This window comes from Symploca atlantica LB2515, from assembly GCF_052546295.1.
The window spans coordinates 2,655,758-2,670,187 of record NZ_JBQWMT010000001.1 but is presented as its reverse complement, the minus strand read 5'-3'; the positions used below and the strand labels follow the sequence as shown (position 1 = coordinate 2,670,187).

11 protein-coding genes and 1 tRNA gene are annotated in these 14,430 nt (G+C 44.9%); 3 read left to right on the top strand and 9 right to left on the bottom strand.

Annotated features, from left to right (window positions below):
• Positions 1–11: 11 nt before the first annotated feature.
• The 7 genes from ACT7WV_RS11125 to ACT7WV_RS11095 form a co-directional block, all read right to left on the bottom strand.
• Complete coding sequence (locus ACT7WV_RS11125; RefSeq protein ID WP_445102962.1) at positions 12–1,685, bottom strand: hypothetical protein; 1,674 nt, start codon at positions 1,683–1,685, stop codon at positions 12–14.
• A complete protein-coding gene (locus tag ACT7WV_RS11120) occupies positions 1,685–3,088 on the bottom strand; it encodes a Coenzyme F420 hydrogenase/dehydrogenase, beta subunit C-terminal domain (RefSeq protein ID WP_445102961.1) in 1,404 nt (467 codons plus the stop codon). Before ACT7WV_RS11120 ends, ACT7WV_RS11125 begins: the two co-directional genes overlap by 1 nt.
• Before the next feature lie 45 nt (positions 3,089–3,133).
• A complete protein-coding gene (locus ACT7WV_RS11115) occupies positions 3,134–4,084 on the bottom strand; it encodes a lysylphosphatidylglycerol synthase transmembrane domain-containing protein (RefSeq protein ID WP_445102960.1) in 951 nt (316 codons plus the stop codon).
• Between the two features lie 142 nt (positions 4,085–4,226).
• Positions 4,227–5,471 (bottom strand): MFS transporter, encoded by a 1,245-nt coding sequence (locus tag ACT7WV_RS11110; protein WP_445102959.1) that lies wholly within the window; start codon positions 5,469–5,471, stop codon positions 4,227–4,229.
• Positions 5,472–5,504: 33 nt separating this feature from the next.
• Entirely contained in the window at positions 5,505–6,533 is a 1,029-nt protein-coding gene (locus tag ACT7WV_RS11105) for a glycosyltransferase family 2 protein (protein ID WP_445102958.1), read from the bottom strand.
• A gap of 256 nt (positions 6,534–6,789) precedes the next feature.
• Positions 6,790–7,707 carry a UPF0104 family protein gene (locus ACT7WV_RS11100; protein WP_445102957.1) on the bottom strand — a complete coding sequence of 306 codons (918 nt, stop codon included), beginning with the start codon at positions 7,705–7,707 and terminating at the stop codon, positions 6,790–6,792.
• Positions 7,708–7,806: 99 nt separating this feature from the next.
• The gene (locus ACT7WV_RS11095; RefSeq protein WP_445102956.1) at positions 7,807–8,508 is read right to left on the bottom strand and encodes a C40 family peptidase; all 702 of its coding nucleotides are present in this window, start codon (positions 8,506–8,508) and stop codon (positions 7,807–7,809) included.
• A gap of 136 nt (positions 8,509–8,644) precedes the next feature.
• Here ACT7WV_RS11095 and ACT7WV_RS11090 point away from each other — a divergent pair, with 136 nt between their 5' ends.
• Together ACT7WV_RS11090 and ACT7WV_RS11085 are read left to right on the top strand one after the other, a co-directional pair.
• Positions 8,645–9,583, top strand: coding sequence for a serine hydrolase (locus ACT7WV_RS11090; protein WP_445102955.1), 939 nt, complete (start codon positions 8,645–8,647; stop codon positions 9,581–9,583).
• 215 nt (positions 9,584–9,798) lie between these two features.
• Complete coding sequence (locus tag ACT7WV_RS11085) at positions 9,799–10,776, top strand: hypothetical protein (RefSeq protein WP_445102954.1); 978 nt, start codon at positions 9,799–9,801, stop codon at positions 10,774–10,776.
• A gap of 189 nt (positions 10,777–10,965) precedes the next feature.
• Here ACT7WV_RS11085 and ACT7WV_RS11080 read toward each other — a convergent pair whose 3' ends face one another.
• Positions 10,966–12,315, bottom strand: coding sequence for an ABC transporter substrate-binding protein (locus ACT7WV_RS11080; protein ID WP_463424244.1), 1,350 nt, complete (start codon positions 12,313–12,315; stop codon positions 10,966–10,968).
• A gap of 132 nt (positions 12,316–12,447) precedes the next feature.
• Positions 12,448–12,539: transfer RNA gene (locus ACT7WV_RS11075), tRNA-Ser, on the bottom strand.
• A gap of 220 nt (positions 12,540–12,759) precedes the next feature.
• Between ACT7WV_RS11075 and ACT7WV_RS11070 the strand changes: the two genes are divergently transcribed.
• Entirely contained in the window at positions 12,760–14,430 is a 1,671-nt protein-coding gene (locus ACT7WV_RS11070; RefSeq protein WP_445102952.1) for a lipoxygenase family protein, read from the top strand.

Sequence of the window (14,430 nt, the reverse complement as noted above, 5' to 3'; positions counted from 1 at the left end):
ATCGGCGTTGCCTAATCAGGGTGTAATGTGGAATTTTTGACCATTTTTTCCCCCTTGTCTCCTCCATCTCCCTTGTCCTCCTTATCCACTTGCCAAGCAATACTCACCAAAACTTGACTATCTAACTGCTGACTTTGTACCCCTAATAAAGAAGGCAAATACTCTTCAGGACTAAAACTGTCAGCACTAGCAACATGACGCAAATTTTGTCGGGGACTCGGCATTACTTTGGCACCTGGAAAAGCACCAATACAATCTTTAATAAAAACTCCCTTACTATTAATCTCTACCAAACGCTCAAAGGAAGGACCATCAGCACTACCTGGTCGAAAAATCATAATACGCTTTAATAGAGAAATTAGCCTTTCTCTCAAGCCAAAAGCTAAAACTCTCAACAACAAATGTTTATAAGGATTGGCAACATGAAATTGAGTTTTTTGGCATAAACCATTAATACGGATCGTACTCTTTTCTTTAACAACAACCCAGTTTGTTGACCACCAATTATTCGTCCAAACCTGAGTAGCCTTGTTAACACGCCATCCATGCTCGACAATGGGAGGTAGTCCCCCTTGACGGTGAATTCGTACTAGCCCCCCTTTACGAGCCGCAACATAGGCATTCCACTGTTTATCGGGTGACCAATATATCCAAAATCCGCAACCTTCTAGCCAAATCGCATCTTTGAAAGACGGTGCTTTACTAACTTGCATCTCTTGGAGATAAGGCAAGCTACGCACGACACTAGCAAAGATATAGTGCAAGTGATAGCGGTCATCAGTACTCCAAAGAAAATGGGATGGTGCCTCAATATCCCTGAACAATTTCTCAACCAACCAAGCAGCTAAGGGGTTACGGGCAGCAGTTCTTACCAAGCCGTAAGGGACTACATAATCTGTGTTACGACTGTTTAAAGTTGAGGGCAAGCGATGATCCGCACCTACCAGTTGAGCCAAGAAATTAACGGCTTGATCTATTGCCACCAAAGCACGACTATCACTAGTCACTTGATGATAGTCAACTAGAGCATCTAGGGTAACAGTTAAATAGCCAAAATCTGGCCCACCATACTCATTAAACCATCCTTCTGGATGCTGTGAGTTAAATAAGCCTGTGGCATGTGTCTCGATGCTGCTTGATGACTCAGGTAATAAACCTAGTTTAGTAGCTAAAGCTAATCCTGCCAGTCCTGCGGCTTGTTGGTTAGTCGCCTGCCGTTCAGTGCGGCTTGCTACCTGATTTGCTAATAATTTTAAGGGAGCTAAATTAACTGATTTGATTAACTGTGGCGCACTAGATTGCCATTCAAAAAGTATCTGACACACTGCATAAAGACTAAAAGCAGCAGCAGGATAACTCGCTTCAAAAGGATAGTATTCATCAACTCTGCCTCGATGATCTATCTGTCTAGCAAGAGCGTTAACCGCAGCAACACACCAATTTTCGATTACAGTGGTGGGAGTGATGTCAGTAATATTTTGCTGGCGAATTGCCTCTAAAGTAAAAACTCCTTGTTGCAGAATAGATGAAGGAAAATCGCGAATTTTATAATGCCAGTAATTGCGGTCAAAACATCCAAAGGTAGGTGAGTCGGGGTCTCTATCTAGTTGCGTCAATACACGAGGTAATTGAGCCTCGACATAAGTCTGGAAGTTAGCCCGCAAATTCGTTGATTTGGCTTGCATTAATTCACTTTTTTAGTGTTAGAATAACTTGATAATTCTTGCCAGCGATTTGGATCACCAGTTACAACAAAATTAGCTTCAGCTAAACCTTTACGTTTGGTTGGCTTAGATAAAGACTTCCAGCTTTTCCGCAGGGTGTTAAAAGCCGGGCCAACTAAACCAAGAGGCAACTGAGAAACCAGCCATCTTGCCCATTGAAAACGACCAATAGTAAAAGAACCACTTATCACCAATTCTACCAATCTGCGTCCTAAAGTCATCGATTCTGGTCGATAACCAAACTGGGGAATTGGTTTACCTAATTTCTGTTGGGCTTCGAGGCGAATGAAACTGCCTCGTTTCTTGAAATCCAACATATGACCATGCATTTCTAAAGCTTGATTAAGCTCAATTGGCTCTAAAGTAAGCTCATTTAACTCTTGCATTTGTGTGAGAATTGCTGTTGCTTGTTGGCTACGGGCTACCACTACCGAATGTCCACCACCAGCTTGCTCAAACTGAGGTGACCAAGCATCACCCACTGATAAATCGGTCAACTCATTAGTAAAGTCTGGTGTAATCTGACAATTACGAGAAATATAAAAAGGAATCAGATAATTATAATAGAATTTTTGAGCTTTAAAGATGCGACCATCAGAGGTTTTTACCTGTAAGTAACCAGGCCATTCTCCAGCACGCCATTGCAAAGATGCGATCGCAATTTGGTCAGCTACTCCCTGAGACTTCAAGAAAGCCCGTACCGCCCCCAGATACATGTTAGTTCCAGTATAAGGGCCCGCAACAAACACCACCTTTTGCGCCGCTGGGTGTCCTACTACCTGCAACATGCGCAGTGTCGCCACCTGTTCCGGTAACCCTACGAAGGCAAGGCGACCTGCAAAAGCTGCCATTTCTGGTAAGATAGTCAGAACTGGCGTGACAGCATAAACACTTTGAGCTGCTGCTAGCACCTGTTCACGGTTAGTAGCAATTACAGGAGAAGCCGTTTCCGGAGAGTGTCGCCCCTGTTGCAAGACTACAGCACCTTCTACTTGACCACTTTCCAACAGATGAATTAATACTCGACTAATTACGCCCCCCGAAGCACCACGACGGCGGATGGCTTGATTAGTCGCAAAACCAGTGAATACCTGACGGTAGGAACCAATTAACCAATTTTCTGGATTGTGGCTAAACTTATCAAATATTTCTGGATAAGGAACACCGCGTCCTGAACAAACAGCCCAAGCTAAGCCAAGAGAATCATCCTCTTCCTTAGTTAAAGGGCGACGGAGGTAAGGTAAAGGGCCAGCAGCAGTTTCTTGAAATTCCAGTAATTCAGGATGTAGTCCTACACAAGCCCCACAATGGGTACAGTTTCCTGGTTTAATTACTTCCTGCTGGAAGCAGTGCCAATAACTCATATTTTTTAGATAAACTATTAAAATTACTACTCTTAAAAAACAAAATCACTGACTTTTTGGCAACTCGCGAACCCTAACAAAATATTGTCCCACAAAAGGCAGACCACCAATTGCTGGCAACAAATAACGTGAAGTACATAATACCCCCAAAGCCGCAGCAGTAGGAGCGTCAAAGTAAGGTTGATAGAAAGCAATTAAAGCAGCATCACGAGTACCCACACCTGCAAAAGTTAGAGGTAAAAGTCCTGCGAGAATTGCCAGTGGAGAAAGGGCTAAGTTGGCAAAAAAAGGCGTCCAGGCTTTAAGAGCGAGAATAAACAACCAAATTTGTAATAAGTGCAGAAACCAAATAAAAATTGAAGTAATACTAACTTTCAATAACTGGGCTTGGTCACGCCAGAAATAATTATGCATTTCCCCCCAAGCAGCTTGCAGTTTTTCCAATTTAGAGCCAACTTTTTGCGGCGCGATTCTCCTGACCACCCGAAAAAAAAACTGAGCAAACTGGCGAGAACTCAGCAGTAATATTCCTGTCACCAGTCCCAAACTAACACCCATACTCATCAGCCAAAATAGCCAATCCTTCTGAGGATAGAGCATTAGACCAAAGGCACACCATAGTAGCAACGAGAGCAAATCACAAGCCTTCTCGAACACTACCACAGACAAAGCTAAAGAACCATCTAAATGTCCCCGTTGCTTGATAAAATAGGCTTTGGCAAGATCACCCATCTTGGAAGGCAACACCATATTGAGTACACAAGCCGCTAGAATCAGACGATTGGCTTCGCCAAATCCTAAATTTACCCCGCAAGGCATCAACTGTCGCAGTCGCCAAGCAGTCAGCATGGTCAGTGGTACTACCATACCGAGGCTAATTGCCATCCACCAACCATTGCAGTTTTGAAGTACTTGTATTAAACCCTGAAAGTCGATTTTCCAGTAAATAAGAGCCAGGATAATCAGGCTAATGGCAAGGGAAATTAATCGTTTCATTGACTAAATTTACTGGAATTTCGCTAAATTATAGGAAATGGTTAAATTTTTAAATTGTTAATTGAGTTGCATAGAGCAGAATCTAACTCATACTCTCAATTTTCCCTTTGCCATTTTCAATTAACTAACTATACAGTTTTATTTAAGCCTGATTATCCAAAGCATAAGTGTCCCTTTCCTGACCTGTGGCAAACCGTAGAGAATGGGAGAAATTTTTACTGCACTGAGTGATAAAGATCATTAGTGCCAGGACAATTAAACCAATAGTAATCGAGAAAATGCCTCGATAGCCTAGTAAGTCGGCTAGAGAACCAAAAATTGGTCCAGCTAGGGCAATCCCTAAATCAAAACCGCTAATTGATACTGAGAAAACCCGTCCGCGTTCATTCGGAGACGAACGGTCAGAAATTAAAGCAATCATCATCGGCAATAGCGTCCCCGCCCCAATTCCTTGGGCGATACTTGCCAGCAAAAACCCTTGGGGACTTTGAGCATGGGCAAGAAGGAACATCGCCAGCCCATAGAAGACTAGACTACCACTAATAAACACTCCGCGCCCGAAACGGTCAGAGGCTCGACCAATAAAGAAGCGTGCCATAAAATTAAAGACCGCAGCGGCACTGAAATACAAGCCAGGATTGAAATCAACGCCAGTTTCTCTGATAAACAAAGCGACGAAAGTACTAATTGCCCCAAAACTCAGACCAGCTAGTAATAGAACCAAGGCAGGAATTCGCAAGCGGGGACTGCTTAATAACTGCCAGAAGTTTTTCCAAGAAGGTTGTGAATTACCCTGGGAATCTACCTCACTCCTCTTGTTTTCCTTAACCTGGCAGGCACAAAGCATACCCAGTAAACCCAACCCTCCAGAAACGAGAAATAAAGTTGGGTAGTTGGTCTCAACTAGCAGGAAGCCACCCAATGCTGGTCCCAAACCCAAACCAATCGGAGTCACAAGGCTCATATAGCCAATTAATTCACCCCTCTGGTGTACTGGTGATAAATCCGTTACCAGTGCTATGTAGCCAGTCGTAAAAGCGGCAAGACTAATACCGTGGAATACCCGAATCAGCATCAACAAGCCAATCGAATCTACCAAGAGATAGCCCAAGGGAGCAATGGCAACAACCAGAGTACCAATAACCAAGACCAACTTGCGGCTGTGTTGGTCTGCCAAATTTCCCAATGTTGTTCTGGAGAGCAACAAACCAATGGCAAAGCAACCCATCACTATTCCTAGTTGCTGCTTGGTTGCTCCCATATCCTCAATATAAGGCGGCAAAGTTGGCAGCATCGAGGCCAAACTTGACCAAAACAGCAGACCAGCTGCAAACAAAATCAGTAAATTTTGGCGTCGTTCCGCCCCCAATGTTTGAAAAACTTTCACTCAACAGCATCCCTGTAAAAATTTCTCAGAATTTTATTCTTCTTCTTTACTATTGTTAACATTTATTGCGATTACTTCCCTCACCCGATAGATGGGTCTTCCCTGAGATTCATGGTAGGTACGCATCAGGAGTTCTCCCAACAAACCGAAACAAAAGAGTTGCACACCAGTTAAGAGCAAAACTACTGCTAAGATCAGTAAAGGGCGATCGCCAATATCTTCACCAAAGCGCAGCTTGAGAAAAGTAAGATAAGCCCCCGTGATTATTCCTAAGCTCATGGAAATAATTCCTAACAGCCCAAACCCATGCATCGGCCGCGTGAGGAACTTTTTCATAAAAAAGATCGTGGACAAGTCCATAACCACCCGGAAGGTACGTCCTAGTCCATACTTACTGCGACCATGACGACGGGCATGGTGCCGCACTGGTAACTCCGCAATTCTTGCTCCTTCAATAAAAGCCAAAGCGGGCAAAAAGCGATGTAACTCACCATAGAGGTTCAGGTCAGCAACCAATTCTTGGCGGTAAGCTTTCAGAGAGCAACCATAGTCATGCACTTTTACCCCAGTAATCCGCCCAATTAGCCAGTTAGCAATCTTAGAAGGCAATAATCGAGTGATTGCTGCATCTTGCCGTTGTTGACGCCAACCACTAACCAAATCATAGCCCTCGTCAAGTTTTGCCAGTAACCGGGGAATATCAACCGGGTCATTTTGCAAGTCACCATCTAACGTCACAACAGCACGACCCTTGGCATACTTAAACCCGGCTGCCATTGCTGCTGTTTGACCATAGTTGCGACGCAGTAGCACTGCCTTCAGATAAGGCTGAGTCATGGCTTGCTGTTTGAGCAGTTCTGCCGAACCATCTTGGGAACCATCATCAATGCAGATAATTTCGTAACTTAACTCAGTACCGCTCAAGCTAGTATTAATCGCCTCAATCAACAGGGTCAAACTCTCGACCTCGTTGTAGATTGGCACCACTACCGACACTTCAGGAGTTACAGGATTGAAGAGAGGAAATTGCTGGCGTTCTTCAGAAAATAAGGAAGTGTTCATCGATCCGTCAGATAAGTTTAAAACCAAAGCACCTGATGATTAAAATATGCTAAATCAGTGCAACCGATCTAACGAGCATGAAACTTGTTGCCTAGTTGAGAAAAACTTGGAAATTTAACACTACTTTTGCTTAAATACCACTGAATTAAAATAATTCATCCTTGTGCAGGGGGCTTGGGGGGAAGTTCCCTCAAACAGGATTTTTAACGACAAACGACTATTTCCCCCTTCAGTCAGTGCCATTTCTGGTTCCTTGCTAATCGTTTCTGGAGCGATTAATCCCAATTTCCCCCAACCAAGCCAGACCAGCACCGCCAGCTTCTGCCACAATACTAACGAGACGATATAAAGCAACAGTACTCAGGACAATTCCCGAAGCAAACTGCTGCTCTAACAAAGCTAAAGCCGTTGCTTCAAAAACCCCAAGCCCTCCGGGAGCACCAGGGATCACCAAACCCAATAACCAAGCCAGACTAAACGCACTCAGCAACAACGGTATCTGAACAAGAGAAATCTCCTTTAAAGCCAACATTGTTAATAAGAAGCCGATGCCTCGTAGTGCCAAAAAGCACAATTCTCCGAGCAATGGTCTGAGGGGATAGCGCTTGACCAGAATCATCTGGTCGTCTACTGGCTGCGTTCCTTTTGCCTTTCCCTTCAACTTGCCTAAGTACTCAACCAAGGGATTTAAAACCCTGGGATGAACCACCATCAGGACTAGACCAAGAATTGGCAATTGCCATGCCCAACTTGCTTGGGGAAAACTCAGCAAAGTGACCAATAAAGCCGCAGCTGCCATTAATAAGGGTTCCATTAATACAGAAAGACTTGCCACTGCTAAGGGAACTCCTACCGCTTGTGCTGCCCGCACCCGACCATAAAAGTGCCAGACGTTACCAGGTAAATACTTAGCTATGTTAGTTTTCAAATAAACTTGAATGCTCCACCAGCCTTGTATCGGTTGGTTAAACTCTCGCAGAATCCAACCCCAAACCCAGCCACACCAGATATGGGCTAGTAACGTTACTGCGAGGGCGAAGGCTAGACTTACCCATCCTGCACCGCTAATCCGAATTGCCACTACTTCTTGCCAGTGGTCTTTTAAGTTTTTCGCTAAAAAGAATAGGGTGCCACCAAGAACCAACCAGCGCAAGTAAGGCTTTAGCCGTGCCACAATCTGCTTTCCTCAGACAATAATTTAGCTACGGTGACTTTTCCCCCGCTTGAGGTGACACCGGGAATAGCTAAATAGAAAATAGTTAATTGAAAATTGCTAACAGTTCTCAGGTTGATAAGTTTCTACGACTCGCCCGACTCCCCGTAGTTTCTGATAATAAGATTGTGCGATCGCATCTGCTTGGTCTGATAGCTGGTCAATAGCAATGCCATTGCGACCAGTGTCTTTACTAGAACTATGGATGTAAGAGCCGTCTCCCAAATATAAACCGACATGATCCACTTTTTGGGCTGTGGCAAAGAAAACAAAATCACCTGGTAACAACTGCGAAAGCTCGATTTTTTGGGTAAAATCTTCTTGCTGATAGGAATCCCTGGGCAACCAAATTCCCGATGCCGCAAAAGCTGCTTGCATCAGTCCTGAGCAATCATAGTTGGGGCCAACTGTTCCACCCCAAAGATAGTAGTTGGGCTGTTGCATTGCTTTTTTGGTAAAAGCAATCACTGCTGGGAGTTGCTCTCGGATGTAGTCGGTTGTTAGGGGGAGCGCCTGATATTTTTTGGCTGCTGGCTCCAGTTTTACCACATCTGCAATGGGCAACCAACCAGAATAACCATCCTCAGCTAAATACATTTCTATCGCCTCACCCACAGGTGTTAGCGATAATATCCTAATCTGCCGCCCAACTGCTGCCTGAGTTGCCAGACGCTCACAGATGGGAGAATCATAGAGGTTTAGATTAACGCGGCAGTAAAACTCACCACTAGGGGATTTTGGTAATTGCTTAGGCAGAACCATTTTCTAGGTAGCTGATCACTCCTTGAGAGAAATAAATATAGCAGTTGCCAGATTAGTTAGGACATAAACTAGCAATCAAACTCACCATACCAAGATATTTTTAATACCGTTCCCTGTTCCTCGCCATAAGCAACCAATGACTTTTTTCCTTAAAGACAAAGCACTCGAACAGCTAGGTACACAAATCCTGGAAGCAACTTGGGCGGAGTTTCCTAATCTAGCTCGCAATCAAATTGCCCTCACCTGGATAGTTTATGATCCACCAGTTCCGGTAAATACTGGCGGTGCACTCTCGGCAGAAGAATTCTGGAAACATGCAGTCCGAGGCTTTAACTACCGAGGTGTTGAGCGGATTTATCCAGCTAGTGTGGTGAAACTGTTCTACCTCGTTGCTGTTCAGGAATGGTTGGAAACTTCCATGATTGAACCTTCCGCTGAGTTGGACAGAGCTGTGCGGGATATGATTGTTGATTCTAGCAATGATGCCACCAGTCTGGTTGTTGATGTCTTGAGTGGCACTACTAGTGGTCCGGAATTACCACCAGGGCCTTTTGAAACTTGGCAGTTTCAGCGTAACATCGTCAATCGTTACTTCCGGTCTCTAGGTTGGCAAGAACTCGAATCAATCAATGTCAATCAGAAAACCTGGGGTGATGGTCCCTATGGTCGAGAACGTGCTTTCCTAGGGGAATTAATGGAAAACCGTAACATGTTGACGACTAATGCCACCGCAAGACTACTCCATAGCATTATTGGAGGAGTAGCAGTTTCCTCAGTGCGATCGCAAGGGATGATGAGTTTCCTAAAACGCTCCCTCAACCTAGCTAATCTGACCAACGAAGAGGAAAATCAGGTAGCAGGCTTCCTTGGTGGTGGTCTTCCCCAAAATGCTCAGTTATGGTCTAAAGCAGGTTGGACTTCTCAAGTACGTCATGATGCTGCCTATATTGAGTTACCTTCTCTGCGACCTTATTTGTTAATTGTGTTTACTGAGGGCAAAGCTCACAGCAAAAATCGAGCCATTCTACCCTTTGTTTCTCGGCAGTTTGTCACTGCAATCAGTAACTTAACTTAGAGAATCTTCAATTTACAGACGTTGGCTGTGAAGATATCTTGCTCTTAACAGTATTGTCGCTGAAATCCACTCCTAAATAGGTAGCGCTAAATCCCAGAATCTTTTAAATTTGAAGTGATATCAGGGATTTTTGTTGTTAGATAACGAAAGTCATTGATACTGGGCTAACAGATTTAACTTTTTTTATTCTTTAAGATCATTGTTGAGGAGTGAGCGTGAAGAGTACCATTTTCAGACCCGTCTCCTGTCTACTCGGTCTTGCGGCTTTGACAATTGTTAGTAGCACTTTGTCCGCTCGTGCCGAGACGCCTAGCAGTAATTCAAACATCTTAGAATCGGAATCTGTTCAGGCAACCAACAGCGTGTCTACTTCTGCTGAAGTGCCTAGCACCGATTATTCAGCCGTTGGCGTGGGGGCATCTGAGCCAACAACAGTGCAGACAGAAACATCAGTTTCTACTGCTCAAGTACCCGTCAACAGTCCCAGTGTTGCCCAAAATACCGAAGACACAACCCAAGCAGCTAATCAGCAACAAGTTGATTTCGCCTCTCTTAGCGAGTCTCAAGCTGATTTCTCGATTCAAGGACCAACCACAACTGCTCAAGAGCAGCAAACAGCGTCCGATGCTGTGGAGGCTGCTTCTAGTGTCGCTCAAACAAATTTAGAGGCGTCAGAAGCATCTGCTACCTCTTTGAGTTCACAGCCAGCAGAGGCTAACACTGAGGAGACAGACGCCAGCGTTGCTCAAAGAAATTTTGATCCCGGCCCACCTACCCGTGGAGGCGAAAGCTATATCGGGGTCGGTCTCAACATCGGCGTTAGTGACGATGGCACACCCTTGGGTGATACTGGCTTTGTGATCAACAGCAAACTTGGTCTCAATAGAAATCTCTCATTTCGACCAAGCGTCATCCTAGCCAATGACGCTGCGTTTCTGTTACCCGTCACCTATGACTTTGTGCTACAGAGTAGCGATCCTTTTGAACCTGCTCTGTTTGCTCCTTTTATTGGTGGTGGTCCTGTCATCAGCACTGGCAATAACAATAATTTCGGTGTTCTGCTCACTGCTGGCGTTGATTTACCTATCTCCAGAGCATTAGTTGCCAACGGTACGGTTAATTTAGGTTTCATCGAAGGTGCGACAGATGTCGGAGTTGTCGTAGGTATTGGTTATACCTTCTCTGGCTTCTAAAGCTGTAGAGACGTTCCGCCCCAAGGAACGTCTCCATATCTCTATTTCCCGCTAGTGAAAGCAGAAAGCGCCGCTAGCGATAATGAGCTTTGTGAGAACCTTGAGCGACAAACCCTAACTATTAACGAAACTTAATTCCTCGTTTTCCTATTGCTCTGCAACAGAGGCTAATAGCAGTAAATTAGCACCTTAGATATCCGGGCTGACTTTACCCGTTACTTTGGGCTTGCCGTCTGATTCTACGAGCCAAGTATCGTAGTCACCAATAACATCACCGTTTTCATCAATATCTACGTTGCTACTAGCTCCTTGGTAGTTGATATCCTCTCCTTGACGTAATAGTTCCATCGCTTCGCACACATCCGTTACTTCCTGACCAGGAGAGTTAGAAACTTCACTAATTTTGCTTTGAATGCCTTCGCCAGTGTTTGCCTTCGCGGCTTCCGCTGCCAGCATCAGCAACACAGCAGCATCATAGGTGTGCGGCACGTAGGCAGTCACTGGCTTGCCAGTTTTTTCCTTCCAGAGGTTGGTAAAAGCCTCTAGACCCTCACCGTGGGCTCCAGGCACAGTGCCAACTGCTCCAGTAAGTAAGAACTTGCCATCAGAAGTTTTGCCAACTTGCTGGGGGAAGTCGTCTGAGTAGACACCATCAGTCAACATCACTGTCTTACCATCAACTAAACCTTGCTGATAGGCAGACTTCAGTAGCAAAGAGCCAGTTTCTGCATAAAGAACAGCAGCCACTGCTTGTGGATTACCACTAAAGGCTGATGCGGCTTCTGTTTCAAAGGTTGTGGCTTTGGGATCGTAGCGAGTTGGTTTATCTTTGTTGACTACAGTGCCTCCTAACTTCTCGAAAGCTGAGACAAATTCTTTTTCAAAGCCAACACCGTAGTCATTATTAATCACAACAGTAGAAGCACTCTTAAAGCCTTTCTCAATGGCGAGTTTGGCCAAGGCCCGCGCTTGGTAGGTATCTGGGGGAGCAGTACGCGCCCAGTAACCATTAAAGTCTCCGTCCTTAGCCTGTTGAGTAAAGACAGGGCTAGTGCTGCCTGGTGAGATCATCATCACCTGATTGCGTACAGCGATTGGTAAAGCAGCCGAGGATACACTACTAGCAAAAGCACCGATGACGCCAGCAACTCGATCAACCTCAGCTAGCTTAGTCATTCCCCCTGCACCAGCGTTGGGGTCAGTTTGGCTGTCTTCTATCACCAAGCCGACGGGTTTACCGTTGACACCACCACACTGGTTAACCGTGTCCACTGCTAACTGGGCTGCATCAGGGAAGACGGCACCAATTGAAGCTAAGTCTCCAGTAGAAGGTGTTAGCGTGCCAAGTTTTAAGCCATCTTCTGCGCCACCGCTAGAGCTAGTAGTGTCTTGACAAGCTACTGCCAACACCCCCGTCGTCAAGGTGGTAATTGCTAAAGCGAAGGCACTTAGCCTTCTAGGTAACTGATTTGCCAATCGCGCAGGCTTCTGTAAAGCAAGACCATAACTTAGATCATTATTTGAAACTGGTTTCTTCATCATGCAAAGAACTTATCAGTCAAAAGATAGTCAAAACATATAATTTTATTATGATCTTGACCGAATTGATTTATCTAATTCTTCTCTGAAGCCCGTGGGCTAGAGCAAGAAAACTATAATTGATTTTTTGAACGGAGAGGGAGGGATTCGAACCCTCGGATAGGACTTACGTATCTATCAACAGATTAGCAATCTGCCGCTTTCGACCACTCAGCCACCTCTCCAGGCGGACAGTTCCTTATAGTAACAGCCATTGTTGCGAGTGTCCAGCATTTGGCTCAAATTCACGCATTGACAGGGTTTGTGGAAAGCTTTCTCTGGTTGTGAGAGTGAGGTTATTTCTCTAGCCAATCTATGGGCAGGGGTAAAGATTCTTGTGAACTAGCAGCCTAAATAACGGTATCAAATTATACTTGAGGCCAAAGGTTACTTACCTCAAAAGTGATGAAACCATACCTTCCTCAAGATGATCCTAACGCCTCACCAAGACAAGATTGGCTGAAGAAAAATCGTGAAGATTACCAGTTTAACTTCAACTATTTGCCGCCATTGCCGATCATCAAAGACGTACCTTTAAAGGAAAACTTCTCACCTGAGTATATTGCCGAACGATTACCACTAACCATTAAACTATTGTCTGCCAATGACTTGGCTATACGACTTCAGTCCTTGTGGGATCCTTTTGATGACCTCCAAGATTATGAGGACTTTTTTCCAGTTCTGCCACCTCCCAATGTCATCAAAACCTACCAAACCGACGAATACTTCGCTGAACAGCGGCTCAGTGGGGTAAATCCCATGGTACTGTCCCAAATCAAAGAATTACCACCGCATTTCGCTTTTACTCTCCAAGAGTTCAGCCAAGACTTGCAAAACAAGTTTGGGCCCTCCTTGAATCTGGAGAAAGAACTTCAAGAAGGAAACCTTTACCTAGCTGATTACACCAGCCTTTCCTTTGTTCAAGGAGGTACGTACCAAAGGGGCAAAAAATATCTGCCCAAACCACTTGCCTTTTTTTGGTGGCGCAGTTCCGGTTACAGCGATCGCGGAGAATTAGTACCCATAGCTATTCAAATTGTGCCAGAGTTGGGTAAATTAAGCCCAATTTTGACCCCGTTTGATCCGGCTCTAGTCTGGTTCTACGCCAAGACTTGCGTTCAGATTGCTGATGCCAATCACCACGAAATGAGCAGCCATCTATGCCGAACTCACTTGGTGATGGAGCCAATCGCTGTTGTCACGGCTCGACAACTAGCCTATAACCATCCTCTTGGTGTACTGCTCAGACCTCATTTTCGGTTTATGCTCTTCAATAATGACCTAGCTCGCAAACGCTTGGTCAATCGGGGGGGTATTGTCGATAATTTGCTAGCGGGAACCTTGAAGGAGTCTCTACAAATTACCAAAGAAGCCTACTTCAAAAATGCTCAAGAACACTGGAGTCTCGATCAGTTCGCCTTGCCTACAGAAATCAAAAATCGTGGCTTGGATAATCTAGAGAATTTACCCCACTATCCCTATCGAGATGATGGCATGCTGCTGTGGCAAGCTATCAAAAAATTTGTCTCTGACTACCTCAAACTCTACTACAAAACCCCGGAAGATTTGAGCCGAGACTACGAATTGCAAGCTTGGGCTGCTGAGTTGGTTGCCGCAGAAGGTGGCAGAGTCAAAGGTGTACCAGAACGGATTGACACTGTAGAGCAATTAATTGAAGTTGTTACCGCAATTATCTTCACCTGTGGTCCCCAACACTCTGCTGTGAACTTCACCCAGTACGACTACGTAGCATTTGCTCCTAACATGCCCTTTGCCGCCTACCGACCAATTCAAGCAAATCCCACTATCGACCAGAAAAGCTTCTTATCGTTTCTGCCACCCCCAAACCAGGCGGTTGACCAACTCAAGATCATGTTCGCACTCTCGGCCTACTATTACGACAAACTAGGCTACTACGATTATCCCTTTGAAGATCCCCAAGCAGAAGCTATTGTTAAGCAATTTCAACAGAATTTGAACGGAATTGAGCGAAAAATTGAATTACGTAACAAGAGTCGCTTAATAGAGTATAACTACCTTAAACCTTCGTTAGTTCTTAACAGTATTAGTATCTAG

Bases quoted from the DNA above. Each gene is read 5' to 3' on its own strand.
- ACT7WV_RS11125 (WP_445102962.1), bottom strand. From the start codon at position 1,685: ATGCAAGCCAAATCAACGAATTTGCGGGCTAACTTCCAGACTTATGTC.
- ACT7WV_RS11120 (WP_445102961.1), bottom strand. From the start codon at position 3,088: ATGAGTTATTGGCACTGCTTCCAGCAGGAAGTAATTAAACCAGGAAAC.
- ACT7WV_RS11115 (WP_445102960.1), bottom strand. From the start codon at position 4,084: ATGAAACGATTAATTTCCCTTGCCATTAGCCTGATTATCCTGGCTCTT.
- ACT7WV_RS11105 (WP_445102958.1), bottom strand. From the start codon at position 6,533: ATGAACACTTCCTTATTTTCTGAAGAACGCCAGCAATTTCCTCTCTTC.
- ACT7WV_RS11095 (WP_445102956.1), bottom strand. From the start codon at position 8,508: ATGGTTCTGCCTAAGCAATTACCAAAATCCCCTAGTGGTGAGTTTTAC.
- ACT7WV_RS11090 (WP_445102955.1), top strand. From the start codon at position 8,645: ATGACTTTTTTCCTTAAAGACAAAGCACTCGAACAGCTAGGTACACAA.
- ACT7WV_RS11080 (WP_463424244.1), bottom strand. From the start codon at position 12,315: ATGAAGAAACCAGTTTCAAATAATGATCTAAGTTATGGTCTTGCTTTA.
- ACT7WV_RS11070 (WP_445102952.1), top strand. From the start codon at position 12,760: ATGAAACCATACCTTCCTCAAGATGATCCTAACGCCTCACCAAGACAA.